Below are 23,154 nucleotides of genomic sequence, written 5' to 3'. Positions count from 1 at the left end.
AGGGGCCTCACGGTGCAGACACTCACTATCTGCGCACTGCTCACGATATAGTTATTCATGTCGGGCACGGAACTGGAACCCCGGACCGACGCCACCGCAAACATCGAGAAGGAGAACCAGGTGCAACACCTGATGCGAGCCGACACGGTCGGCCTGACCTTCCGCGTCTCGGGAACCGTCTACGGAACGGCGAATCTCATTCACGCGGACAAGCGAAACCAGCATGTGAGCGTGACGATCGGCAGTGTGACCCACATCGTCCACCGGGCAAGCACCCTGCTTCCGGTGGAGGTGCTGTGGACGCACGCCGGGGCGCTCGCCGAGCGGCTTCCCTCCCGCGTGGGTCCGGAGGTGGCCTCTCAGAGCGAGCTGCACAAGGCGGCGCACACGGTGTACCTGGCGGGGGAACCGCTGGGCCTGCTCGCCCTCGTGCCCGCCGTTGAGGAGTTGGGTGAGCCGGAGTACCTGCGTGTCCACACCGGACCGGTCGTATGGCAGGTGATGGATCGGGCAGCGCACGCCAGCATCGCCCGCTTGTGGCGCACGGCCCTCACGCTGCTGGTGCAGGCAGAAGCGCACGGTGGGCAGCGATGAACGGAACCGGTGCCGACGCGACGAACGCGCGTTCTGACATCTTCAACTTCGTGGTAACGGTTGACGGACTCCGGATGGCAGGGGGTTCCGCGGCGACTCTCACGGAGTGCTACCGGAATGCCTTTCGACTTGCGGCGATCCTCGTCACCGGCTGGGCTGATGCCTACGTGTGGACCCTGACGGTGCACCGGGACACGGTTGTGATCATCCCGGACAGGCACGCTGACGGAACGATCTCCGCTGCACGGACCCTGGGGGCGATCGAAGACCTGTTCGCCGAACTGTCTTCCGTGCGCACGTAGAAGGCCAGCGTCACAGTGACGAACGGGGTCGGGCGGCAACGCCCGGCCCCGTTCTGCGTGGTGAGCGCCCTCACTGTGTGGTTGCCTGTGCGCACTGCTCACGATATAGTTCTTCTTGTCGGGAACGGAACTGGAACCCCGGACCCGACAACGAAACCACCGCAAGCGTGCCGAAAGGACAGGACATGACGAACGCCAAGGCTCCCAACGCCCGAACCGCCAAGGCCGCCCTGGTCAAGAAAGTTCAGGCGCTGCTGACCCAGGCCGCCGACCCGGCCGCCACCGAGCAGGAGGCACAGACGTTCGCCGCGAAGGCCGCCGAACTGATGGCCCGCCACTCGTTGGACGAGGCCACGGTTCGCGCCGAGAAGGGGCAGAAGCCCGAAGCCGTGACGGTGCTCCGCTTCGAGGTGTCCGGCCAGGGCTGGCACGGCAAGGGACGCGCCGAGATGGTGGCCCGCGTCGCAGAGGGCTACGGCTGCGTAGTCATCACGGAGAACAACGTCATGAACGGCAAGCCGCGCTGGGTCCACATCGTCGGCACGGCCTCCGCCGTCGCCGCGCTGGAAGTCCTGTTGCCCTCGATCATTCTCCAGGCCGAGTACTACGGCACCAAGGCGACGAAGGACCACATGGCGAAGATCCGCGACCAGTTCCCGACCCAGCAGGAGGCCAACCGCGCCCGCCGCGTGTTCTTCCGGTCCTACCTGCCCGGCTACGGAATCGGTGTCGCCGAGAAGATCATGGGCGCTCGTGAGCAGATGGCCAAGGACGTCGAGAACACCCCCGGCGCACTGGTGCTGGTCTCCGATCAGGAACGCGTCGCCGCCCACTTCGAGAAGCTGTACCCCTCGGAGAACCGGACGCCGGTCAAGCGCGACAACCACAGCGCCGCCGGTGCCGCCGCCGGTCGCCGCGACGGTCGGACCGCCGACACCGGACAGACCCGCGTCAACGGCAACAAGAAGGCCGTGGCCGCCAAGCCCGCCGCCCGCAAGCGCGCCAACTGACGCACGACACGGTGCCCCGGCTCCCACGTGGGAGCCGGGGCACCGGCACACTGAGACCAGACCGACCGACAGCAAGGAGGGTGCAGCGTGATTCGTGCAGGCCGCGAGGCCGTCGACACGACCGGGATAGCCCGGCTGCACGGGCTGACACCCTCGCAGGCCCGGCGCGCGCGCCCCTGGGCCGATCCGACGCACCCACCGCGCATCACCACCGGCACACCCGCGACAGGACAGCCGGACCTGTGGGACGAGGCCCAGGCCCGCGCCTACGCACGCGGCGAACCCATCCCGCCCCTGCCAACCGACGACGCCCCCGAGGACCTGTTGGACCGCGCCGAGTGCGCCGCCGAACTCGATGTCAAGCCGCAGACGTGGACCGACTACCGCAGTCAGGGCAAGATCGGCCAGCCCGACCGGGTGGTGTGCGGCCGTGAGCACTGGTTCCGCCGCACGGTCGAGCAGCTCAAGGCTCGGCGCGATGCGGCGCGGGAGAACCCGACCGGGGGCCGGCCGCGCGGCAGCGGCGAGACGATGCCCCGCGCCGAGGTCGCACGCCGCGTCCGCGAGATGTTCGAGGGCGGGGAGACCAACGCGGCCGAGATCGCCCGCCAGGTCGGCTGCTCCTACTCGGCGGCGCGGACCCACGTCGCCAGGCTCAAGGCGGGCACCGACCCGCAGTAATGCGGTTGCGCCGCGACCAGCACCGAACGTAGGTTCGATCATGTTGGTGACGTGTACCTGTCACCGACCTCCCCCCAACGGTTGAGAGCCCCGCGGCAACTCCCCCTAGTGCCGGGGGCTTTCCCGTGTTCGCGTCCGGCCTGGCCGTCGACACCGTCGCGTTCGGCCCCTCACGACACCGGTGAGGGGGTCCGTGGTGCCCTGGTCGGGAAGTTCACGTGCTGAACGTCTTCCGCCCGACTGGCCCCGTATCCGCGCGCGCATCCTGCGCCGTGACGTGCTGTGCCGGGTGTGCGCCGAACGTCTGTCCACCGAGGTGGATCACATCGTGCCCGGTGATGATCACCGGGACTCGAACCTCCAGGGCGTCTGTTCGCCGTGCCACCGCGTCAAGAGCGCGCGTGAGGGCGGGCTGGCCGCTGCTGCCCGCCGAGCGTCGGCACGCCGTCCACCGTCACCACACCCCGGTCTGATCGAGAGGTGAACGACCTGTGCGTGTCCGTCTGCTCTCCCGTGTCGGCGGGCGCCCAGTGGGTGACGTGTTCGACCACGACGAGGCCGGAGCCGCCGCGCTGATCGCCGCGCGCGTCGCCGAGCTGGTGCACGAGGACGAGCGCCAGGCCGACGAGCCTGGCGAGCCCGAACCCACGCCGGAGGAAGCCGCGGTGACCCCCAAGCGCGCCCGCGCGCCCCGGCGCGGCTGAACCACTCGGCACGGGTGGGGGGTGACCCCCGTCACGTACACACCGGCACCGGTACGTCATAGCGCCCCGCGATCTGTACGAAACTCGGGGGTTTCCGGGTGTCGGCATCGCGGGCTTTCCCTTGCCCAGACCCGCGTTTCCCGACTGGAGAACCCCTCTTGCAGCCCCGTCACGACCTGGCCGACGCGGACGAGGTCGCCCTGACCGACTTCACTCCGCAGCCCCCGACCACCCTGCCCCGCCTGGACCGGTTCGAACCGCCGCGCCAGCGCACCCGCACCCGTGCACGCCGCACGCCGACCGGAGGGGGTGAGCGGCACGACTGACCTCATCGTGGCCCCGTGCACGCGGGCCGCCGCCCGCTTCGCGGTGCTGCGCTGGCACTACTCCCGCACCATGCCCGTGGGCAAGATCGCCACCTTCGGAGTGTGGGAAGACGGGATGTTCGTCGGCACCGTCATCTACGGGCGCGGCGCGAACAGCAGGCTCGGCAGCCCCTACGGCCTCGGACAGACCGAGTGCGTGGAGCTGGTGCGCGTCGCACTCACCGCCCACGCCACGCCGGTCACCCAGATCATCGCCGCGACCCTGCGGCAGCTCCGCGCGAGCAGCCCTGGTGTCCACCTGGTCGTGTCCTACGCCGACTCGGCGCAGAACCACCACGGCGGCATCTACCAGGCCGGAAACTGGATCTACACCGGCCACACCGGTTCCTCGGACTGCTACTACATGGTCAACGGCGTCAAGACCCACGGCCGGTCAGTGTCGTCGTGGTCAAAGCCCCACCGCGCGCCGGGTGAAACCGGCATCGAGTGGATTCGGCGCACGGTCGACCCGCACGCCTACCGACTCAAGGACATCCCGGTGAAGCACCGCTACGCCTACCCGATGAACCGGACAACTCGTCGACGACTCACGAAGATGAGTCGTCCTTACCCGAAACGCGTTGTCGAATAGAGCCGGTCGCGGGGTGAGTCGGCGGCCAGGTGACGGTCAGCACTTTTCGCGCCTATTGGGTGGAACCTCCTCGCACATCATTCGCTGAAACTCTTTGTAGTTCTCGGATTTTGATGTGAGAAGTATCGTGTTGCTCCGAAGCTGTTCAAACGACTCGGTGACGACCTTGTCCGCTATGAGGTTGGCCTTATCGGAGCCGTAGATGTAGACGGCGTTGCGGGCCTTGTCGAGCCGTTCACGCGCTTGAGTGAGATCGGAATTGGTCAATACGCAATATTGGACCTCCTCATACTTGCGGTTCTCAGGGCTGTTCGGGTCCGGATTGGTCGGCGGGTGTGGGATTACCAGTACCTTGCTATCGGGGTCGCGACATTGAATGAGGGCTGATATCCACCGTGCGGTGTAGCCGGTCGCCGAGTCGAGGAAACTCAGGTAAATTTCACCTCTCTTCTCGCGCTCGATCTTCGCTCGTTCCTCTCTCGCTTGGTTTTGTTGTGCTTCCCGGCTTGCCTGATACGCCTTGTCTGCGCCGTAGTATGCACCGGCGAATGTCCCTAGGCTGGCTACTGCGACCACGATCAGTGGAATGACAATTCCCTTTAGGAATTCAAGCTTGTTGCCCGAGCTTGCTTCCGTTCCGCCTTCCCGGTCCAGAGGGGCCTTTTCGTCCGCTGAGGTGGCAGCCGGTGGTTGTTTCGGATCTCGATCGGGTTCCATCGGGTGAGAGTACGCGGCCGTATCGGTACTCAACAAGCAGAGTGATTGAGGTGGGCTATGGCGCTAGCGGGACGGCCTCCTAAGTCGACCTCTCGGAACCGCAATCCCAAGACTTACGACTGGACGAGCGTGCCCAATGTGCCGTTCGCCGGGTCGTCGCCGGACCTTCCCGGCCGTGGTCGCCAGCGATGGCACGCCGAGACACGAGCCTGGTGGGAGGCGGTGCGGCGGATGCCGCATTGCGTCTTGTGGACGGAGACCGACTGGCGTTTCGCGCTGGAGACCGCGCGGCTGGTGGAGGAGTTCTGGCGCGGGGAGTTGAACCGCGCGGCCGAGCTGCGCTTGCGGTCGGCGAAGTTGGGCCTGACGCATGAGGACCGGTTGAAGATCCGCGTGCGGTACGTCGAGCCGGAGGACCAGGCCGAGGATGAGGCCGCGGTTGATTCCTCGTCGGTGACCCGGCTGGAGGATCGGCGCAAGAGGTTGTCCGGTGCCCCGTGAGCTGGTGTACGCGCCCGACCACGACCGGACCCGTTCGCTGGGGTGGCTGGCCATCGCATGGATCGAGCATTGGTGTGTGCACGGCCCTGGGGACGTGCAGGGCGACCCCGTCGAGCTTGACGACGAGTTCGCTGGGTTCCTGGTCGACGCCTACGCGCTGGACCGGGCCGGGCGTCGGCTGTACTCCCGTGCCGCCCTCGTGCGTGCCAAGGGGCGGGCGAAGTCCGAGCTTGCCGGGTTCATCGGCTCGTTCGAGGCGCGCGGCCCGGCCCGGTTCGCCGGATGGGCACAGGGCGGGGAGGTGTTCCGCTGGCGCGGGTTCACCTACCGGTACTCGCGTGGCGAGCCGATGGGCCGGCCGTTGGTCTACCCGTTCATCCGGTGTCTGGCGACCGAGGAGAGCCAGACCGGCAACACCTACGACGTCATCCATTTCAACCTCGCGCAAGGCCCGCTCGGCGAAGACCTTCCCGGCGATGCGGCCGGGTTGACGCGCATCCTGCTGCCCGAGGGCGGGGAGATCATCCCGTCCACCGCCAGTTCGTCGGCGAAGGACGGCGGCAAGGAAAGCTTGGCGATCTACGACGAGCCACACCTGTACGTCACGCCCGAGCTGCGCCGGATGTTCAAGACGGTGGACCGGAACTTGCGCAAGCGGAAGTCCGCCGAGCCGTGGGGCCTGCTGACCTCCACGATGTACCAGGGTGGCCAGGAGTCGACCTTGGAGACGGTGCACGCCCAGGCGAAGGCGATCCAAGAAGGTCGCACCCGCGCGGCCCGGCTGCTGTGGGACCACCGGCACGCCCCGGCCGATGTGGACCTGACCGACATGGACGCGATGGTCGCCGCGCTGGCCGAGGTCTACGGCCCGGCCGCCGCGTGGATGGACTTGCCCGGCATCGTGGAGAACGAGTTCTGGGACTTGGCCAAGGACGTGGAGGAGTCCAAGCGGTACTTCTTCAACCTGGAGGGCGCCGCCGCCACCGCGTGGACCACCGCGCCGGAGTGGGACGGCTGTCACGACCCGGACGCGCCGCCGCTGGCCGAGGGCGACACCATCGTGATGATGTTCGACGGCAGCAAGTCCGACGACAGCACCGGCCTTGTGGGTGTGCGCATGTCCGACGGGCACGCCGGGGTGCTGCACCTCCAGGAACGGCCGGAGCACCTGCCGTCCGACCAGGCGTGGCAGGTCGACCGCGACGAGGCTGACCTGGCGGTGCGCACCGCGTTCGAACGGTTCGACGTCGTCGGGTTCTTCGCCGACGTCAAGGAGTTCGAGAGCTACGTGGACTCGTGGGCGCTGGAGTTCGGTGACGAGTTGGTGGTGGAGGCCACCAGCGGGCGCAACCGGCACGCCGTGGCGTTCGACATGCGCGCCCGCGTGCAAGAGTTCACCCGCGCCACTGGCCGCGCCCTGGTCGACATCCGCGACCGGACGCTGACCCACGACGGCGACCTGAGGTTGCGCCGCCACGTGCTCAACGCCCGCCGCGCCCCTAACCGCTAAGGCACCTCGGTGGCCAAGGAATCCCGCGAGTCGCCGAACAAGATCGACCTGTTGGTGTGCCTCATCGTCGCCCGTCATGTCCGCCGCCTGGTGCTCGCCTCGCCGGACTGGGCCAAGCGCAAGCGCAGGGGCGGCAAGCTCCGCGTCTTCATTTGACGCGCTTTACTTTCGCTGATTCGCGCTTGATCTTGCCCTCCAGTGCCGGAGGGTCGGTCTTGGCGGGCTCGGTGATCGTTCGAATCTCGATCTTGGGGGGCAGCAGGGACACCTTGATCTCTGTCCCCATGCGCGGGGCTCGAACCACTAGCGCCACTAGGACGAGCGCAAAGAGCATGACCAGCACCGTGAACGTGAGAAACGCCCATATTGGCAGGCTGGCGACCGTCGGCATAGGGACATGGTAAACCTATGTTTCCGCAGGTCAGGGCCTTGATCAACGGCTCGTGCGATAGGCACACCTTCAATGCAAGTTACATCGGAGAGGCCCCTGTCCTGCACGGTCGATCTTCACCGAGGGGCCTCTAAAACAAAGTTCACCCGATTGGCGTAGCGTAAGCATCGGAGCGCGCCGGTGAACGTTATCGAAACGTAATATTCGTGCGTTAGGGGTTCCGCTGGCTCTGCAGAAGTTTGATGCGGCTGACATAGGCCGTCGCCTGGTCGAGCGCTGGCCCGACCAGGCCCGCAACGACAAGATCCACCGGTACGTCAAAGGTGACCACGATCTTCCCTTCGCGCCGCGCGCGTCGAAGGCGCACTACCTGTGGACGCTGCGCAAGTCGCGCACCAACTGGTGCCGACTGCTGGTGCAACTGCTGGCGCAGAACCTGTTCGTGGACGGCATCCGCGCCGCCGGGCAGACCGAGGGTGACGCCTCGCCGTGGCGGTTCTGGACGCTCAACCGGATGGCGCGGCGGCAGTCGGCGATCCACCGGGCGGCGCTGAAGTACGGTCACGCGTTCGCCAGCGTGCTGCCCGGTGACACCGGCCCGGCGATCCGCGGGCACTCCCCGCGCACCATGAGCGCCTTCTACGCCGACGAGTCCGACGAGTGGCCGGTGTACGCCGTCGAGCGCGCGAAGTCGTGGACGCCGTCCGGGCCGCGCACGCTCTACCGGCTCTATGACGACACCTCGGTGTACTTCCTGGGCGCGGAGGGCGACGGGTCGCTGTCCTACGTCGAGCACCGTGACCACAACGCCGGTGTCACGCCGATCGTGCGGTTCGTGGACGAGGACGACCTGGACTCCGACACCCCCGGCGTGGTCGAGCCGGTGTTGGACATCCAGGACCGGCTGAACTACTCCACGTTCCTGCTGTTGATGGCTGGGGAGCACGGCGCGCACCGGCAGCGCTGGGCCGCCGGGTTGGAGTTGGACGAGGGCGAGGAACCGCCCATCGGGCCGGACCGCCTGCTGCACTCCGACAGCCCGGACACCAAGTTCGGGTCGTTCGACGCCACCCCGTTGAGCGGCTACGTCGAAGTCCTCGAACAGGTGTTGCGCCACCTGGCGGCGATCACTCAGACCCCGCCGCACGCCCTGCTCGGCAGCCTCACCAACCTCTCGGCGGATGCCCTGGCAGCGGCCGAGTCCGGCCTACAGCGCCGGGTGGGCGAGCGCCGCACGAGCTACGGCGAGTCGTGGGAGCAGGTGTTGCGGCTGTGCAGCCTGCTCGCCGGTGACCTGGCCGGGTGGCTGGACACCACCGCACAGGTCCGGTGGCGCGACACCGAGACCCGCTCGCTTGCAGCCGTGGTCGACGCGTGGGGCAAGGCCGTGACGATGCTCGGAGTGCCGCAGCGCGCCACTTGGGAACGCCTGCCCGGTGTCACCGACACCGACGTTGCCCGATGGGCCGAAATGCCCGTGACGCCGGACGGAGCCGGGTTGCTGGCCGACGTGCTCGCCCGCGCCGCCGATCCAGCGAGTTGATCAAGAGGTAGGTGGTGGGTATTGCTCGGCGATGCCGAGTCCACGGATGAGACGTGCAAGCAGCCGGTATGCCACCGTCGCAGGTGCGTTGATCAGTTCCTCTGTTGAGGCGGAAGTGGTCTGCTCATAATCGTCTCGGGTGTATGGGTGGCCCGTCCTTTTCCACGGGCCTGGGTAGCTATCCATCGGTGCTACCCCTTGAAGCCGATCGAGCCGTATACCGAGCCGCCACTGTCCCTGGTAGGCACCGTATTGGTCTGCGATGCGCCCGGCGAGCGCGGCGAATGAGTGGGTCAGCCCCAACACGACCGCCGCGATAAGTACCTGGGGCGGTGGACCTGCCAAGAACGGCAGTGGCCCCATGTCCGTGCCACGGCCACAGGTGAGCCTCAACCCGCCGTCCTCACGCAGGAGCAAGTGGATCATTCCGGGTTCGTAGATGCGGTCACCGGCGCTCACGGTCGTGAACGCGTGCCCTTCGGCTTGCGGAATGCGTCGTGGGAGCTGTTGCAAGCGTGGTTCGAACTGCCACTCGCCAGCCGCTTGCGCGATCTGATCGAGGTTCTGGTTAATGATCGTCTGTGCGTTGTCCAGTGCGAGAAGATCGACCAGGGTCTCCTCAGAGGCTGTCTCCGGGTGGGCAAGAAGGTAGATGTGACCGTTCTTTCGCAGTTCCTCGGGCAACGGGTCATCGTGCGCCATCATGCGTAGGTCAGCGACGATGTCAGTGCGTTGGCGGTGGCGGTCGGCAATGATGCTGCGGACCTGTTCGTCGCCGAGTCGGACGTTGGAGAGGTCACCGCGACCGTAATAGACGTAGTCGACCATGTGAGGTGCCAGCGCGCTCGGCGGGACATGGACCAGGAGGCAGCCGAATCCCGGCCGGTCAGGATCAGGGATCTCCGTGCTGCGCACTACGAGCGACGGCCGTACTTTGTCGCGGGCGATCTGGTCGACTCGGTCCGCCAACCCAGCCAGCTCAACACCAAGAACCTTGCCAGCGTGGCTTTTGTGGTCCTCGACCCCGATGACGAGCAGGCCGCCATCGACGGCCAAGGACGCGAGGTCTTTCGCCACGTCGGTGTTGGCGGTCGCTTTGCCCGCTGGAAGCTCCTGCTTCAGATCCACCCAGTGAGACTCGTCGAGCAATCCACCGCTGGCGGCCTCCTTAACGTCGGCCCACGTTGCAGGACGCCATCTGCCCTTGTCAGGGCCCAGGTATGCGGTGCTGCGCACGGCTTCGACCATGACGCATTATCCACGACCGGTCGGCATCTGCGCGGCGACGGGCTAAGGAGGTGTCTTGGCGGCGACTTCCCTTGGCGCACATGCCACCGAGCAGCACCGCCGCGAGCAGGCCCGCACCTCGGCGCTGTTGGTGCGCGAAGTGCTGTCGTTGTGGCCACTGTTGGACCCGCGCCGGTTGGACGCCACCGCTCCGGCGTGGCTGCGCTTGGTGCTGGACCTGGTCGGCGGCTACCGCGACCGGTCCGCCCGGTTGAGCGCCGACTACCTGACCCGCTTCCGCCTCGCCGAGATCGGCCGCACACCGCCCAACCCGCTGACCCTGCCCGACGACTCCGGGTGGCGCGACGCGGCGGCGGTGTCCCTGCTCGTGACCGGACCCAGCACCGTGAAGAAGCTGACCGGCGCGGGCCTGGACCCCCAAGCCGCCGCCGACAAGGCCGGGCCGCTGGTCGCCGCCGCCGCGCTGCGCCACGGCGCGGCCGGCGGACGGGACTTGATCCACGCCGCCCGCGACCGCGACCCGGTGATCAGCGGCTACCGCCGGGTCACCTCGGCGAAGCCGTGCGCGTTCTGCGCGATGCTCGCAGCCCGGTCGGCGATGCCCGCCGAGCGCCGCACCTTCTACGCCTCCGCCTGGTCGGCGGGCGACCGGGTACGCGACGGCGAACCGGACCCGTTCCACGACGACTGCCTGTGCACCGTCGAACCGGTGTACCGCGACGACAGCGCACCCCCGGCCGCCGCCGCCGGGTTCGCCGAGCTGTGGGTGACCTCCACCGAGGGCTACTCCGGCAAGGAGGCCCGCAACGCCTTCCGCCGGGCCTACGAAGCGCAGCTCCGCGCCGCCGCCTGACCACCCTCCACACCCCATCCCGCGCCCGCCCGCGCTGCCACACGACAGGCCACCACACCCGAACCACCCCTGTCCGTTGGTGGGGCCGGGCGGGCGCGGACCCCTTCCCGCCCCGTCGCCTACAGCTGCAAGGAGCCGCGCACGTGACCGACCCGTCCCCGACCACCGCCGAGCAGCCGACCGCCCCGGACACGGACGCGGCGGCACCTGCCCCGGCGCCCACCGCTGCGCCCGCACCCACGCCCGAAGCGCCTGCGACCGCACCGGCCGCCGACACCCGCGTGAGCGAGCTGGAGTCGCGCGCGCAGGCCGCCGAGGACCGCGCACGACTGGCCGAGCAGCAGTTGACCCGGCTGACCGTCGCCCGCGCGGCCGGGCTGCCCGACGCCTTCGCCGCGCGCCTCCAGGGTGCCGACGAGGCGGCGTTGACCGCCGACGCCACCGCCCTGGTCGAGCTGATCAAGACCGCCGCCGCGCCTGCCGCGCCCACGGCCCCGGCCGTGCCGACGCCACCCGCCCCGGCCGCCGCGCCGTTGCCGCCCGGTCGCCGCCCGGTCGAGTCCCTGACCCCGGCCGCCACCACCGGCACCGACGCCCACGACGAGCCGGACACCCCCGACGCCATCGCCCGCGCCGTCTTCGGCGGCAAGTAAAGGAGTTCCGTCATCGTCAACCAGTTCCTCACCCCCAAGCAGATCGCGTCCGCCTCGCTGGCCGCGCTGGAGGCGCAGACCGTCCTGGCCGCGACCACGTGGCGCGACGCCGAAGCCGACTTCCGGGGCAAGCAGGGCTCCGTGGTCACCGTCCACACCGATACCATCGTTGGGGAGGCCCGCGAGTTCGACCGCGCCGCCGGTCAGCCGATCGTCGTGGACGACGTCCAGGAGATCGGCGTGGACGTCAAGCTGGACAAGTACCTCTACAAGGGCGTCAACCTGCCCGACGAGCAGTTGACCCTCAACGTCCGCGACTTCACCCGGCAGATCGCCACCCCGCAGGCCAAGAGCGTCGCGCGGCGCATCGAGACGCTGGTGGCCGCGCAGATGAACGCGCTGCCGTCCACGCTCACGATGAAGCCGGACGGCTCGGACGTGCACGCGGTGATGATCGAGGCGCGGGCACGGCTGAACAAGGCGGGCGTCCCGCTGGACGACAGGTTCTTCGCCGTCTCCACCGAGGTCGAGTCGCTGTTGCTCAACGACCCGCTCAAGCGGCTGATCCCGGTGGACGCCTCCGGCTCCCCGGCCGCGCTGCGAGAGGCGATCATCGGCCGCCTGTACGGCTTCACGGTGCTGCCGTCGAACTACCTGGCAGACCGGTCCGCCGTGGCCTACCACCGGTCCGGGTTCCCGCTGGTGACCCGCTCACTGGAGGTCCCGGCGGGCGCGACGTTCGGCCAGTCGATCACCTACAACGGGTTCGCGCTGCGCCTGGTGCGCGACTACGACCCGGCCTTCCAGCAGGACCGCAGCGTGGTCTCCACGCTGGCCGGTGCCGACGTCACCAAGGACGACGGCCAGGTCAAGCGCGCCTTGCGGCTGACCATCGCCCCGGCCGCGTGACCGCCCCGGCCCCGCCGCCGTTGGCGACGCTGGCCGAACTGGAGACCCGCGCGCAACGCGCCCTGATCGGCACGCCCGACCAGGACCGCGCCACCGCCGCGCTGCACGACGCCTCGGCGCTCGTGCGCGCCGAGCTGCCGCCCGCGCTGCTGGCACCGACCGTCCCGCCCGTGGTGGTGGCGATCGTGTGCCAGGCAGCCGGACGGGCACTGCGCAACCCCGACGGGTTCGCCTCCGAGCAGATCGGCCAGTACGGCTACCGCTACGGCGAGGCCGCGGTAACCGGCGTCTACCTGTCCACCGAGGAACGCGGCGTGCTGCGCCGCCTCGCCCGCCGCTCCGGCCTGCGCTCCACCCGCACCCCCTACACGGCCGGAGAACACCCCGCCCCGCTCGACACCGTCCCCGTGGTCGACACGGCCGGACGCATCGGTGAACCGATGCCGTGGTGGCCCGCCGGCCTCACCGACCCAGGACAGGAGATGCCCCCTGCGGCTCCCGCACGAACTGACGGTGATCACACCGGTTGAACTCCGCGACGAGTACGACAACCCCACAACCCGCCTCGACTACGGCACGACCGCACCACGCCGTCGCATTCGCGGATTCCTCCAGCCCGGCGACAGCACCACCCAGGCCGAACCCGGACGGCAGGCAGTCACCGGCCAGTGGTTCGCCTTCACCCACGACCCGATCCACGCCCGCGAACGCGTCGAACACGGCGGCCGGGTGTTCCTGGTCGACGGCGAACCCGAACGCTGGGAACCCAGGCCGGGCCGCGTGCACTACGAGGCCCGCCTGATTTGCGTCGAGGGGTAATCGTGACTTGACACCCATTCGAACACGTGTGCGAACGTTGGGGCATGGGGATGAGCCTGCCAGAACGGCGTCAGTTCGAGGCCGACGTGGCCCGCCTGTGCCGCCTGGTCAGCCTTACGCCCCGATGGCGGCCGGGAGAGGTGGACGGCGAACCTGTCATGCTCGACGTGTTCGGCGACGTCGCGGTGAGCTTCCACGGGTCGTGGGCATCCGCCTTGTACCGCTTCTACAACCACTTCGACCACGACGCCCTCGTGACCCTGCTCGGCCTCATCGAGGCCACCCCCGGTACGAGCGCCGAAGTGCATGCCAGGCGCTTCCTGGAGATGTTGCACCTGGGCGACGGCCGGGCCGACAGCGATCATTCGCCCGCGTCGTGAGCTACTCCGATCCACGTGATCTTCGTGCAGCGCGGATGTAGTCGCTCATCGCGCGGATAATGGCGGGACGCTCGCCGGGCTGCGTTCCGCGCAGGGCGACGACCAGCATGGTCAGCGGTCCGCCCGTCAGGGCAAGGACGCCGGTGATCAAGACCGTCTCGAAGTTCATGTCACCAGGGCATCTCAACTTCGGCTCGTCGTTACATAAATGTGACGTGGACGGGCGCAAGTGCTGCCTAGGTTCACCCGAATGGAGTAATAAGCGTGGCACGACTCGAACTCGACCACGCCGGTATCGCCGAGGTGCTGGTCAGCGACGGCTTCCGTGCCGCCACGTTGCAGGCCGCCGTCGAGGTCGCGGCGGTCGCGCGTGCCCGTGGCCTGCGCACTGAGGACGGCGCACCCTTGCCGGTCGGAGGTGCGCGCGGAGCGGGACACCGACCGGGCGGGTGTGTCGGTGGCGATTCCGCACGCCGCCGGGGTCGGCATGGAGGCCCGTCACGGCGTGCTGCGCCGCGCCGCCGAACAGGTCGGGCTGGACCCGCACGGCCTCGACGGCGAGGACAGCCGGTGAGCGCACCGGTCCCCGTGCCGCTCGACGTCGCCGAGCTGGTCGTGCGCGAGCTGCGCCGACTGCTGTCGGGGCGACCCGAGGAGGTCGCCGCGGGCGCCCTTGTGGCTACCGAGACGGGCCGGGGCAGCGACGGCGGTCCGCCGTCGCTGCCGTGGCTGCTGGTCGCCGAAGACGGCCACGCCTGGCAGTGGCCAGCCATTCAACGCGCCACGATCCGCATCACCTGTTGGCACCACACCGAGCACCGCGCTAAGGCGTTGGCTGGGTTGGCATTGGGCCTGTTGTCCGCGCGGCCTCCGCAGGGCGCTTTCATCTCGGCGTCTCCCGTGACCGGGCCGCTACTCGGAATCGACCCCTACACCTCCCGGCCGCTGGCGTTCGTTGCCTGCTCGGTGCTGGCCCGCACTCGCACCATGAGAGTGTTCCCATGACATGTGGTCATCGGGTGCTGTGCAGGCCCGGGCTGAGCTTTGGGGCTGATAGGGCGGACAGTTGAGACGAGCCCTGTGACTCTCCGTCACGGGCCGACTAGTCGAGGCGGGTTGATAACGTCCTCGAAAAGGTCGGCCCGGCCTGCACAACAGCAGCAATAGCAGTAACACATCGTGGCACCACGCGGCCCCACCTTGAATGAGTACTTCTGGCCTTGTGGAATATACATCCAGTCGCCAGAACTCAGCTCCTCGCCGTCGTAGGTAATCGACCCGCTGACGATGAATCGAATCCCATCCCCCTCCTCGTGGGCGTGCTCGGGCACCTCGACATCGGGCTCGGCAACGGTAATGAACAACTGAGAAGCCCGGTTCAGGTAAACCGGAAGCTGCCACTTTCGAAACCCGCCGGGGACGGCACTCACCGTAAGAAGCTTAATCGCTTCTGCGACATCGTCCTGTCGTGAAGTTACAACTTTCGTTGTGTCGAGACGAACTCTTTCGACTACCTGTTGGATTCGCACGAGCCCTTCGTCAAATGTGACCTGATTGGGATTGAACTCCCGATTGCCGCTGGACATAAATGCCTCCTTGGAGGGGTGGAGCGAACTGTTGCGATCTAACCAGACCTCGCGGCAGTCGAAGGCTGGAAAGACCCAAAAGTGTTACACCTCCGCAGTGTTCGGTAATGGCGTGACGATGCCCGTTCAGTCTTTAGGGTGAAGTTTCCGTCCGAACGGCTGATGGAAGATATCCAGTCGCGATCGAGTCTTGGCAAAACTATTGCTTTCGAATTGTCTCTCTCGACAACTTTTGCGCGACCCCGTTTTTTGCTGTTCGCACCCGAGTGGTCGAGGTCGACCCCCTTACTGCCTTGATGGAGGTTCACCGCTCGTATGGCGATCAACACCAGTCTTGTCCGCGTGCCCGGTACCGGGGAGCTGTCGTTGGCTCCGCCCGGCACTCCGGAGCCCGCCGACGCCGTCGCCGCACTGGCCGCCCCGTGGGTGGGCCTGGGGCTGACCACCGAGGACGGGGTGACGTTGAACCGCCGTGTCGAGAAGGAAGGCACGGCGCATTGGCAGTCCATCACCCCGGCCCGCTACATCATCCGGTCGCACGAGTTGACCGTGGCGTCCACGTTCCAGGAGTCCAAGGGGATCGTGCTCGGCGCGTACTTCGGCGGCCTCACCTTCGCCGAGACGGCCGCCGGGTCGAAGAAGTACCGCGCGGAGATCAGCTCGATTCCCAAGGGCGACGTCCGCGCGCTGTGCGTGGACTGGACCGACCAGATCAGCGCGACCGAGGTCTACCACCACCGGCTCTACGTGCCGCGCGCCGAGGTCTCCGAGACCGCCGAGGCGCAGTGGAGCCGCACCCAGGAAGCCCGCTGGGGCATGACGTTCTCCGCGCTCGCCCCGGCGGGCGGCTCGACCGTGCTGGCCGTGTGGCTGACCGACGACCCCGCCGTGGTCGCCGGGCTGGCCGCCGCCGCGATCACCCCGACCGCGCTCGACACCAACTCCGACTCGACCACCCAGGAGAAGCGCCCGTGACCGCTCGTCAGCGCGCCGCCGCCAAGTCCAAGCCCGCACCCGCGTCCGAGGTGGCGGTGACGTGGCGGGGCACCCGGTTCCGCCTGCCCACCGCCGAGGCGTTCCCGCTCGACGCCCTGGAAGCCGAGGAGGCCGGTCGGCACCTGACCGCGCTGCGGCTGGTGCTGGGCCCGGAGCAGTACGCCACGTGGCGTTCGATGGCCTCGACCGCCGCCGACGCCGAGGAGTTCTCCACGGTGGTGATGCGGGAGCTGGGCGTGGGAAACCGCTGACCGTCGCCCGCCTGCTCGCGGACGACACCACGGCCGAGGCGCTGGAAGTGGACTTCCTGCGCCTCGGGGTCGATCTGCTCGATCTGTACCGGGGCGCGTTGCCGTTGCGGCGGGTGTGCGTGATCGTCGCGCATCTGCCGCCCGACGCCGCTCTGTGGCGGGTCCTGGACCCGGACGGCCGGTGGACCCGCGCCGAGGTCTTGGCCGCCGCTACCGAACGCCGGATCACCGCCCTGTGGGCCGCCGTCGTGACGCTGCTGGGCCACAAGGTCGGCGACGACGAACTGGCCTCCCCGCTCGACGCGCTTACCAACGCAGCGATTCCCGGCGCTGAGACGCCCCCTGTTGCGCGGGGAGGTGACTCCGGGACTCCCACCACCCCTCTGCGCGACATCGCGCTGATGATGAGGGAGGCGTGAGTCCTTGGCCGTCGTCGGGCACGCCTTCCTCAAGATCCTGGCCAGCGTCGAGGGCATCGGCACCGCGCTGGACCGCGCGGTCGACCGCGCCGAGCGCACCGCGCCGACTGTGTCGCTGGGCGTGGATCTGCGCGTGGGCGAGCTGCACGCCCAGATCGAGGCGGCGTTGCGCGCCGCCGCCGACCGCCGGGTCACCGTCCCGGTCGGTGCCGACACCCGGCCCGCCGAGCGGGACGTGGAGACGCTGCGCCGCACCGAGTCCGACCGGTCGATCCGCCTGGCGGTCACGCTGGACCGGTCGGTCGGCGCGGCCGTGCGCGGGCTGGCCGCGCTGGACGACGGGGTCACCCGCTCCACCGCCACCATCACCCGCCACACCAGCGCGGTCGGGCTGTCCACGCTGCGCTACGCCGCGCTTGCGGCGGCGGCCGGACAGGTGGTCACCGTGCTGGGCGGGCTCGGCGCGACCGCCGCGACCGCCTCGGGGTCGCTGCTGCTGCTCCCGGCCGCAGGCATCGCCGCCGCCGTCGCGCTCAACGTGCTGCGACTGGGGACCACCGGCCTGGCCGACGCGCTCGCCGCGACCGACCCGGCCGCGTTCGCCGAAGCGGTGGCCGAGATGCCGCCCGCGATGCAGGCCACCGCCCGCGCCGTGCGCGAGCTGCAAGGCGAGTTCGCCGGGGTCCGGCTGGATGTCCAGCAACGCCTGTTCGCCGACCTCGGGCGCGAGGTCGCCGACCTGGGCGCGCTGCACCTGCCCGCCGTGCGCGAGGGCCTGGGCGACATGGCCGACTCGCTCAACGCCACGGCGCGAGGGTTCGGCCTGTTCGCCCGCGAAGCCCAGACGGTCGCCGACGTCCGCACGATCCTGGACAACTCCGCCGCCGCGATGGGCGAGTTGTCCAACGGGGTGGCCCCGGTGTTGTCCGGGTTGCGCGACATCGCCGCCGTGGGCTCGTCGTTCCTGCCCGCGCTGGCTTCCGGGCTGGCCGAGGGCGCGTCGAGCTTCGGCGAGTTCATCGCCCAAGCTCGTCAGACCGGGCAACTCGAACAGTGGATCTCAGGTGGCCTGTCGGCACTGGGCGAGCTGTTCACGTTGCTGGGCAACATCGTCCGCATCGTCGGCGCGGTCTTCGCCGCCGCCGACGCGGGCGGCGCGAGCCTGCTGGGCACCCTCAACGCGCTGACCGGAAGCCTGGCCGCGTTCCTGTCCACGGGCGAGGGTTCCGTTGCGCTGAAACAACTCTTCGGCGCGCTGGGCGAGATCGCCTCGGGGCTGCTGCCGCTGCTCGTGGCCGTCGCCCGCACCGTCGCCACGGTCGTGGTCCCGGCCGTGGCGCAGCTCGGGCCGCAGCTCGCCCAGGCGCTCGGCGTGCTCGCCGACGGGGTCGGCCCGGCCGGACAGATCCTCGCCTCGCTCGCGCCGCTGGCCGGCGCGGCGGCCCAAGCCGTCGCCTCGCTGCTCGTGCCCGCGCTGGGCGCGGTGGCGGGCGTGACCGCCGAACTGGCCCCGGCCGTCCAAACGGTGGTCGGCGAGCTGGTCGGCGGCGCGCTGCCCGACGCCGTCCGCGAGCTGTCCCCGGCGCTCATCTCGCTGGCACGGGCGGCAGCACCGCTGATTGTCCAGTTTGGACAGTTGCTCGTTCAGGCGGTGCGGACCGCCGCACCCGCGCTGGCCAACCTGCTCACCCTGCTGACCCCGATCACCGCGCAGCTCGGCGGCGCGCTGCTCACCGCGGCCTCGGCCGTCCTGCCCGTGCTCGGCCAGCTCGCCGACCTCTGGACCCAAGTCCTCGTCGCGGGCCTGCAAGCCGCCCTGCCGGTGCTGCCGGTCGCGGTGTCGGTGATCCAGCAACTCGCCGACGTGCTGTCCACCCGGCTGGCCCAGGCCACACCCACCTTGGTCCAGATAGGACAGTTGCTCGGCGAGACCTTGGCCGTGGGGCTCACGGGCCTGCTGCCGCTGCTGCCGCAACTGGTCGACGGGCTGTTGCGGATCGGCGTCGAAGGGCTGTTGCCCCTGGCACCGCCGCTGCTGGACCTGGCCGTGACGCTGCTGCCCTCGCTGATCTCGCTGGTCGAGACCCTGATGCCCGTGGTCGTGCTGGCCACAGGGGTACTCGCAACCTGGGCGGGCATGATCGCCCGCGTCGCCGCCGACGTCAGCGAGAAGCTGGGTCCGGTGCTCGTCTGGCTGATCGACAACGTCGTGCGGCCCGTGTTCGCCAACATCGCCTCGACCGTGTCCGGGACGCTGACGTTCCTGCAAGGCATCCTGGACGTGGTCATGGGCGTGATCACCGGCGACTGGTCGCGGGCCTGGAACGGCCTGAAGGACATCCTCTCGGGTGCCCTGCAAGCGGCCTGGGGCGCGGCGAACCTGGCCACCGGCGGGCTGCTCGACCTGGTCGCGTCGCTGCCACGCCGCATCCTCGACGCGCTCGGCGACCTCGGTTCGCTGCTGGTCGAGGCCGGGCGCAACATCATCCGGGGCCTGCTGCGCGGCATCGAGTCCATGATCAACAGTGTCCGTGACAAGCTACGACAGCTCACGAACCTCTTGCCCAGTTGGAAAGGCCCGCCCGAACGTGACCGGAAACTGTTGCGCGCCAACGGTGTTCTCATCATGCGCGGGCTCGTCTCCGGTTTGGAACAGGGGGAACCGGCTGTGCGCCGGTATCTCGCCGATCTGACGGCGAGCATCCCACAGCAGGCCACCCCGGACGAGCGCGCGGGGAGGATCGTTACCGGTCGAGTGACCGCGTCCGCAAGCGGCACAGCGGTTCCGGCCGATCTCGGCGAGTTCGTCGCCGCCGTCCGGGAGCTGGCTGCCCGGCCGGTGATCGTCCAGGTGGGCGCTACGGAGATCGCCCGCGCCACTGCCGAAGGCGACCGCATCCTGTCCCGAAGGTGAGGTGAGACGCCGTTGGTGTCGCTGTGGATCGGGCCGCTTGGCCGGTTGCGGGAAGTCCCGGACAAGGCGGCGGAGTTCGACCGGTCGATCAACCTGGGCGTGAGCGAGTTCGCCGCGTTGGGCGGCGGGGTGACCACCACCCGGTTGGCCACCCCGCCGCGCCGCATGACCCTGTCCTGGCCCGGCCTGCCCGACGACGACGCCCGATGGCTGGAAGCACTGGCACGACGCGTGTTCGGCCCCGGCCCGCTGGCCGTGCTCGACCCGACCAGCCGCAACCTGCTGGAAGGCGGCCAGTCCCAAGGCATCGCACCACGCAGCATGATCGGCCTGGTGGGGTTCGGCACCCTGACCGAACAGCCGGACCGCACCCTGACCGTGACCGACACCCAGGCCGGAAGCCAACTGTTCTACCTGCACTCCCACTGGGGCGGCTGGCCCGTCGCGGCCGGACTGCCGGTGTCGTTCACCAGCGGGCTGACCGACGCGGGCGCGGTGTGCCTGCTGGACTTCTTCGACGCCGCCGGAACCTACGTCGGCGGCAGCGACCCCGCACCCGTGACCACCGCCCTGCCCCCGACCGGAGCCGTGGTCGCCCTGCCCAAGGTCACCCTGCCCGCGCTGACCACACCCACCCCGGTCGGGACCGCGATCCTGCGCGTAGGGGAGCCGATCACCCCCGGCGAACCCGCGCCGATCGGCGACGGCTGCCCGGCCATGACCGTCACCGCCTACACCGACCAGCCCCGCCACCCCCACCGCGGGCTCTCCCTGACCCTGGTGGAGGTGCGCCGTGCTCGAAGCTGACCCCGACCTGGTGACCGCGCTCGGCGAAGCCGAACGGATCAACACGACCCTCACCCGCCTGGGCGGGCGCGACCTCACCACCCAGGTCACCGCGTGGGCCGTGGACCGCGCCTACGACTCCGACCTCCCCGCACCGATGCGCGCCACCAACGGCTCGGCATCGGCCGAACTGCGGCTCACCCTCTCCGGCCCCGACCCCACCACCACGGCCGCGCAGCTCTACAGCCCCTACGCCCCGTCCGCCACCGCCGACATCGCCCGGCCCGGACAGTCCGCCGTACACGGCTGGGGCATCGACGGTAACGCCCTGCCCGCGTTCCGGGGCACCGTGCGCGACCGCATCGCCGACTCCCGCACCGGCCTGGTCGAGCTGTCCGCGCTCGACGGCGCCGAACGACTACGCGACGCCGCCCGGCTCCCGGCCGTGATCTCCCCGAACGCCACCAACATCGCCTCCGGCACCTGGGTGGTCGACCACCTGTTGCGCGAAGCTGGCATCCACAGCACCCCGCCGCCGCGCCCTGACTGCTTCCTCTACGCCTCCATGCACGGCGGCGTCGTTCCGGACATCGGCTACTACCGCAGCCACACCAACACCCCGGCCACCTACCGCAGCAACGACGTCCCCTGGCAAATGGCGTTCGAGGCGTACACCACGCCCTACACCGTCCGCTGGGACCCACGCACCCGAACCACCATCGGCGGCCGAGCCTTGTTCACGGAGCTGTGGACCCAGAACCCCACCAGTTCCTCCTCGGCGGGCTACCAGGTGCGGCTCGGGCTGGTCTACCAGACCGACACCACCACCACGACGCTGTACTGGGTCGCCGACTTCGCCGCCGACACCATCACCTGCGGGGTCTCCGGCACCAGCAACCAGAGCAGCACCACCAGCAACGTCGGTCTCCTGACCAAAGGGACGTACCACATCGGGGTGCGCTGGGCCTGGTCCGGCCGCCAACCCGTCGCCCGCTGCCACATCACCGGCCCCGGCATCACCGGCGGGTACAAGGAGATCGGCTTCGCCGCGTTCACCGCCCTTGGGGAAGCCCAGATGTCCCACGTCGAGCTGACCAGCGGCCTGGCCACCGAAGCCGTCCAGGTCTGCGCCCGGCCACAAGGGCTGGTCCGCTCCGAGTTCGAACCGGCCTGGACCCGTGGCGCGGTCGTGCAGGGCTACACCACCCAGTACACAGCCATCCCACCCGTGCAGGCCAGCTCGTGGGAAGTGATCAGCGCCGTGGCGAAAGCGGAGCAGGCCACGGCCGAATTCGACCCCTACGGCGTGTTCCGCTACCGCTCCAACTCCCGGTTCCGCAGCCCCGGAACACCCGCGCTCACCGTCACCAGTTCGCGCGAGATCGCCTCCCTACGGGTATCCGAGGCGATCGACAGCGTCCGCAACGTCGTGGACGTCCCCTACGAGCAGTACCGGGCCGGAGCCAACGCCGAACGCTTCACCGACTCCGGCACCCGCTCCATCCCGCCGGGCGGAATCCTCACGCTGACCTTCGACTACGACGTCACCGAGTACGACAGCCCGCCCCCGGTCCTCTACACGACCACCATCCCCGCCAACACCAGCCGCGTCCGGTTCTCCCCGAACTCCTCGGGAACGTCTGCGATCGTGGGCGGCATCGAGTCCACCACGGAACGCGACGGCGCAACGCTGCACATCACCTTCCGCAACACCTCCGGCGCGACGATGTGGATGCTCACCGACACCGGCACCAACTCCCTATCGGTGTGGTCTCAGCGCCTCGCCAGCGGCAGCCCCGCCCGGCTGTCCCTGCGCCGCTACGCCGAGTCCAGCCGCACCCTCTACGGCCCGCAGGTCTACCGAGTTCCCGCTACCCCGTGGATCCAGCAGTGGAACAACGCCGCGCAGATCGCGGACTATCTGCTCGGCATGGCCGCCCGGCCGCTCCCCGTACTCGGCGACGTGGAAATCCTGCCCGATCCACGCATCACCCTCGGCGACCTCGTCCAGGTGATCGACAACGTCGGCGCGACCCTGTCCACCCCGGCCTGGGTCGTCGGCATCCGCACCAGCGGCGACAACACCGGCCGCGTCCGCCAAGTCCTCACGTTGCGAGCAACCCTCAGCACCGGCCCACCGGCCGACGCCGGGCTCTTCCCCGACCCGCCCTTGGACCCCGACGCCCGCGCCGTCCTCGCCCGCGAGGGCGTCCCCGTTCCATAGATTTTCGCTGGTCGGGACGAGTCGGCAGCACCGGCGGCGTGCCATCCGATTCGGAGTGCGGCTTAGCTTCCACCGAGTACCGGATCCAGCGAAGCACTGTGAACTCGGCACGTACATGGCTGCCTTTAGGCCGTTCGGCTGAACGCAGGACAAGTCCGGTGATCACGACCGGTGCCACCACGGCAGCAAGCCCGACAACGAGCGAT

Annotated in this window: 30 protein-coding genes; 25 read left to right on the top strand and 5 right to left on the bottom strand. The window is 69.2% G+C overall.

The genetic code is table 11. From position 1 onward, the window contains the following. The first annotated feature begins 57 nt into the window (after positions 1-57). The 8 genes from AB0A74_RS07080 to AB0A74_RS07045 all read left to right on the top strand — a co-directional run bounded on the left by AB0A74_RS07080 (position 58) and on the right by AB0A74_RS07045 (position 4,248). A complete protein-coding gene (locus AB0A74_RS07080; protein ID WP_358247952.1) occupies positions 58-594 on the top strand; it encodes a hypothetical protein in 537 nt (178 codons plus the stop codon). After that, positions 591-896: a hypothetical protein gene (locus AB0A74_RS07075; protein ID WP_358247951.1), complete on the top strand. Its 306-nt coding sequence runs from the start codon at positions 591-593 to the stop codon at positions 894-896. Before AB0A74_RS07080 ends, AB0A74_RS07075 begins: the two co-directional genes overlap by 4 nt. A 185-nt stretch (positions 897-1,081) precedes the next feature. Then, entirely contained in the window at positions 1,082-1,906 is an 825-nt protein-coding gene (locus AB0A74_RS07070; protein ID WP_358247950.1) for a DUF2786 domain-containing protein, read from the top strand. A gap of 87 nt (positions 1,907-1,993) precedes the next feature. After that, complete coding sequence (locus tag AB0A74_RS07065; protein ID WP_358247949.1) at positions 1,994-2,587, top strand: hypothetical protein; 594 nt, start codon at positions 1,994-1,996, stop codon at positions 2,585-2,587. A 181-nt stretch (positions 2,588-2,768) separates the two neighbouring features. Further along, positions 2,769-3,071, top strand: coding sequence for an HNH endonuclease signature motif containing protein (locus AB0A74_RS07060; protein ID WP_358247948.1), 303 nt, complete (start codon positions 2,769-2,771; stop codon positions 3,069-3,071). Between the two features lie 7 nt (positions 3,072-3,078). Then, complete coding sequence (locus tag AB0A74_RS07055; RefSeq protein ID WP_358247947.1) at positions 3,079-3,291, top strand: hypothetical protein; 213 nt, start codon at positions 3,079-3,081, stop codon at positions 3,289-3,291. Between the two features lie 158 nt (positions 3,292-3,449). Next, positions 3,450-3,617 carry a hypothetical protein gene (locus AB0A74_RS07050; protein WP_358247946.1) on the top strand — a complete coding sequence of 56 codons (168 nt, stop codon included), beginning with the start codon at positions 3,450-3,452 and terminating at the stop codon, positions 3,615-3,617. Beyond that, on the top strand, positions 3,601-4,248 hold the full coding sequence (locus AB0A74_RS07045) for a hypothetical protein (RefSeq protein ID WP_358247945.1): 648 nt from the start codon (positions 3,601-3,603) through the stop codon (positions 4,246-4,248). Before AB0A74_RS07050 ends, AB0A74_RS07045 begins: the two co-directional genes overlap by 17 nt. 36 nt (positions 4,249-4,284) lie before the next feature. Here the strand turns inward: AB0A74_RS07045 and AB0A74_RS07040 are convergent, their stop codons facing one another. Beyond that, entirely contained in the window at positions 4,285-4,965 is a 681-nt protein-coding gene (locus AB0A74_RS07040; protein ID WP_358247944.1) for a hypothetical protein, read from the bottom strand. Between the two features lie 231 nt (positions 4,966-5,196). On the opposite strand from AB0A74_RS07040, the gene AB0A74_RS07035 reads away from it, so the two are divergent. From AB0A74_RS07035 to AB0A74_RS07025, 3 genes are read left to right on the top strand one after another with little or no spacing between them, the layout of a single operon-like run. Beyond that, on the top strand, positions 5,197-5,466 hold the full coding sequence (locus AB0A74_RS07035) for a hypothetical protein (protein ID WP_358247943.1): 270 nt from the start codon (positions 5,197-5,199) through the stop codon (positions 5,464-5,466). After that, complete coding sequence (locus tag AB0A74_RS07030) at positions 5,456-6,976, top strand: Terminase (protein WP_358247942.1); 1,521 nt, start codon at positions 5,456-5,458, stop codon at positions 6,974-6,976. The genes AB0A74_RS07035 and AB0A74_RS07030 overlap by 11 nt, the downstream gene beginning before the upstream one ends. 9 nt (positions 6,977-6,985) lie before the next feature. Then, positions 6,986-7,132 (top strand): hypothetical protein, encoded by a 147-nt coding sequence (locus tag AB0A74_RS07025; RefSeq protein ID WP_358247941.1) that lies wholly within the window; start codon positions 6,986-6,988, stop codon positions 7,130-7,132. Here the strand turns inward: AB0A74_RS07025 and AB0A74_RS07020 are convergent. After that, entirely contained in the window at positions 7,125-7,367 is a 243-nt protein-coding gene (locus tag AB0A74_RS07020) for a hypothetical protein (RefSeq protein ID WP_358247940.1), read from the bottom strand. The two genes, AB0A74_RS07025 and AB0A74_RS07020, sit on opposite strands and share 8 nt — an antisense overlap. A 202-nt stretch (positions 7,368-7,569) precedes the next feature. Between AB0A74_RS07020 and AB0A74_RS07015 the strand changes: the two genes are divergently transcribed. Next, positions 7,570-8,910 carry a phage portal protein gene (locus AB0A74_RS07015; protein ID WP_358248036.1) on the top strand — a complete coding sequence of 447 codons (1,341 nt, stop codon included), beginning with the start codon at positions 7,570-7,572 and terminating at the stop codon, positions 8,908-8,910. On the opposite strand, the gene AB0A74_RS07010 is transcribed toward AB0A74_RS07015, so the two are convergent. Beyond that, positions 8,911-10,158 carry an ATP-binding protein gene (locus AB0A74_RS07010; RefSeq protein WP_358247939.1) on the bottom strand — a complete coding sequence of 416 codons (1,248 nt, stop codon included), beginning with the start codon at positions 10,156-10,158 and terminating at the stop codon, positions 8,911-8,913. It abuts the gene before it with no gap. 55 nt (positions 10,159-10,213) lie between these two features. Here AB0A74_RS07010 and AB0A74_RS07005 point away from each other — a divergent pair, with 55 nt between their 5' ends. The 6 genes from AB0A74_RS07005 to AB0A74_RS06980 all read left to right on the top strand — a co-directional run bounded on the left by AB0A74_RS07005 (position 10,214) and on the right by AB0A74_RS06980 (position 13,772). Beyond that, on the top strand, positions 10,214-11,011 hold the full coding sequence (locus AB0A74_RS07005) for a hypothetical protein (protein ID WP_358247938.1): 798 nt from the start codon (positions 10,214-10,216) through the stop codon (positions 11,009-11,011). Between the two features lie 143 nt (positions 11,012-11,154). After that, positions 11,155-11,664, top strand: a complete 510-nt coding sequence (locus tag AB0A74_RS07000) for a hypothetical protein (protein WP_358247937.1) — start codon at positions 11,155-11,157, stop codon at positions 11,662-11,664. A gap of 12 nt (positions 11,665-11,676) precedes the next feature. Next, positions 11,677-12,573, top strand: a complete 897-nt coding sequence (locus AB0A74_RS06995; RefSeq protein WP_358248035.1) for a P22 phage major capsid protein family protein — start codon at positions 11,677-11,679, stop codon at positions 12,571-12,573. Beyond that, a complete protein-coding gene (locus AB0A74_RS06990) occupies positions 12,570-13,103 on the top strand; it encodes a hypothetical protein (protein ID WP_358247936.1) in 534 nt (177 codons plus the stop codon). The genes AB0A74_RS06995 and AB0A74_RS06990 overlap by 4 nt, the downstream gene beginning before the upstream one ends. Beyond that, positions 13,087-13,392, top strand: a complete 306-nt coding sequence (locus tag AB0A74_RS06985; protein ID WP_358247935.1) for a hypothetical protein — start codon at positions 13,087-13,089, stop codon at positions 13,390-13,392. Before AB0A74_RS06990 ends, AB0A74_RS06985 begins: the two co-directional genes overlap by 17 nt. A 44-nt stretch (positions 13,393-13,436) precedes the next feature. After that, entirely contained in the window at positions 13,437-13,772 is a 336-nt protein-coding gene (locus tag AB0A74_RS06980) for a hypothetical protein (RefSeq protein WP_358247934.1), read from the top strand. 1 nt (position 13,773) lies between these two features. On the opposite strand, the gene AB0A74_RS06975 is transcribed toward AB0A74_RS06980, so the two are convergent. Further along, positions 13,774-13,941: a hypothetical protein gene (locus AB0A74_RS06975; RefSeq protein ID WP_358247933.1), complete on the bottom strand. Its 168-nt coding sequence runs from the start codon at positions 13,939-13,941 to the stop codon at positions 13,774-13,776. 401 nt (positions 13,942-14,342) lie between these two features. Between AB0A74_RS06975 and AB0A74_RS06970 the strand changes: the two genes are divergently transcribed. After that, on the top strand, positions 14,343-14,777 hold the full coding sequence (locus tag AB0A74_RS06970) for a hypothetical protein (RefSeq protein WP_358247932.1): 435 nt from the start codon (positions 14,343-14,345) through the stop codon (positions 14,775-14,777). Between the two features lie 86 nt (positions 14,778-14,863). Here AB0A74_RS06970 and AB0A74_RS06965 read toward each other — a convergent pair whose 3' ends face one another. Continuing rightward, positions 14,864-15,358, bottom strand: a complete 495-nt coding sequence (locus AB0A74_RS06965) for a cupin domain-containing protein (RefSeq protein WP_358247931.1) — start codon at positions 15,356-15,358, stop codon at positions 14,864-14,866. Between the two features lie 342 nt (positions 15,359-15,700). Here AB0A74_RS06965 and AB0A74_RS06960 point away from each other — a divergent pair, with 342 nt between their 5' ends. The 6 genes from AB0A74_RS06960 to AB0A74_RS06935 are packed head-to-tail and all read left to right on the top strand — an operon-like array spanning position 15,701 to position 22,948. Next, the gene (locus AB0A74_RS06960) at positions 15,701-16,333 is read left to right on the top strand and encodes a hypothetical protein (protein WP_358247930.1); all 633 of its coding nucleotides are present in this window, start codon (positions 15,701-15,703) and stop codon (positions 16,331-16,333) included. Beyond that, positions 16,330-16,605, top strand: coding sequence for a hypothetical protein (locus AB0A74_RS06955; protein ID WP_358247929.1), 276 nt, complete (start codon positions 16,330-16,332; stop codon positions 16,603-16,605). Before AB0A74_RS06960 ends, AB0A74_RS06955 begins: the two co-directional genes overlap by 4 nt. A 47-nt stretch (positions 16,606-16,652) precedes the next feature. Next, positions 16,653-17,024, top strand: coding sequence for a hypothetical protein (locus AB0A74_RS06950; RefSeq protein WP_358247928.1), 372 nt, complete (start codon positions 16,653-16,655; stop codon positions 17,022-17,024). A gap of 4 nt (positions 17,025-17,028) precedes the next feature. Then, the gene (locus AB0A74_RS06945) at positions 17,029-19,938 is read left to right on the top strand and encodes a hypothetical protein (protein ID WP_358247927.1); all 2,910 of its coding nucleotides are present in this window, start codon (positions 17,029-17,031) and stop codon (positions 19,936-19,938) included. 15 nt (positions 19,939-19,953) lie between these two features. Continuing rightward, positions 19,954-20,745, top strand: a complete 792-nt coding sequence (locus AB0A74_RS06940) for a hypothetical protein (protein WP_358247926.1) — start codon at positions 19,954-19,956, stop codon at positions 20,743-20,745. Further along, positions 20,732-22,948, top strand: a complete 2,217-nt coding sequence (locus tag AB0A74_RS06935) for a hypothetical protein (RefSeq protein WP_358247925.1) — start codon at positions 20,732-20,734, stop codon at positions 22,946-22,948. Before AB0A74_RS06940 ends, AB0A74_RS06935 begins: the two co-directional genes overlap by 14 nt. The last annotated feature ends 206 nt before the right edge of the window (positions 22,949-23,154 follow it).

It is taken from the genome of Saccharothrix sp. NPDC042600, from assembly GCF_040647305.1.
GTDB lineage: Bacteria > Actinomycetota > Actinomycetes > Mycobacteriales > Pseudonocardiaceae > Actinosynnema > Actinosynnema mutabilis.
The sequence above is the reverse complement of the archived record's forward strand: the minus strand, read 5'-3'. Positions and strand labels throughout refer to the sequence as shown.